The 579-nt window shown below is 41.5% G+C and carries 2 protein-coding genes; both read right to left on the bottom strand.

Translation table 11 applies throughout. From position 1 onward, the window contains the following. Nucleotides 1-185 (bottom strand): hypothetical protein (locus tag ACFILY_RS09710; protein WP_375638024.1); only part of this gene is annotated, 185 nt, incomplete at its 3' end. Between the two features lie 137 nt (nt 186-322). Continuing rightward, nucleotides 323-579 (bottom strand): YadA-like family protein (locus tag ACFILY_RS09705; protein ID WP_375632011.1); only part of this gene is annotated, 257 nt, incomplete at its 5' end.

Below are 579 nucleotides of genomic sequence, written 5' to 3'. Positions count from 1 at the left end.
TATCGGTCAGACCGATCAACAGCATCATCAATGGCATTAATAACAATATTATCCACCCGACTATCCGTATATTTTTTCGCATCATCAAAAACTGTCTTAATCTGCTGCTCACTGTCATGTAACAACCACCAACCAGCCCCCTCCACGACTTCTGTCAAATTTGCGTAAAACACACCACTCTTCACACCTTTTCTCTTTCTTTATTTTCAACATTAATGCTGGCACTGTTATTTGTGGGTGCCGTTCTTTTAATCGTACAACCCTTTTCGCCCCTGTCTTGTATAGACAGGAGCATTTTTGAAAATAATCGTAGTGAATTTTATTAATTTAGAGTTAAGCTTAATCCTACACCTACACCCCAGCGCCCTCCGGCACTTGTCACAGATAGACTAGAGCGAATATTTCCATCTTCAGATGTATAACCAGCACCAAGAGCAAATGCGGACTGATTGAGCCATATACCACTACCAAGTGCAACACTTAACTTTCCTGGTGCATCATTGTAACGTAAGTTGGACACCGCTAGACCAATAGCAGCAGCTTGTCTTGCTTCTTTCCGAACATCCTGAATAGCATAAT

Source organism: Bartonella sp. CL25QHWL (genome assembly GCF_042195335.1).
Taxonomy (GTDB): Bacteria; Pseudomonadota; Alphaproteobacteria; order Rhizobiales; family Rhizobiaceae; genus Bartonella.
The sequence above is the reverse complement of the archived record's forward strand: the minus strand, read 5'-3'. Positions and strand labels throughout refer to the sequence as shown.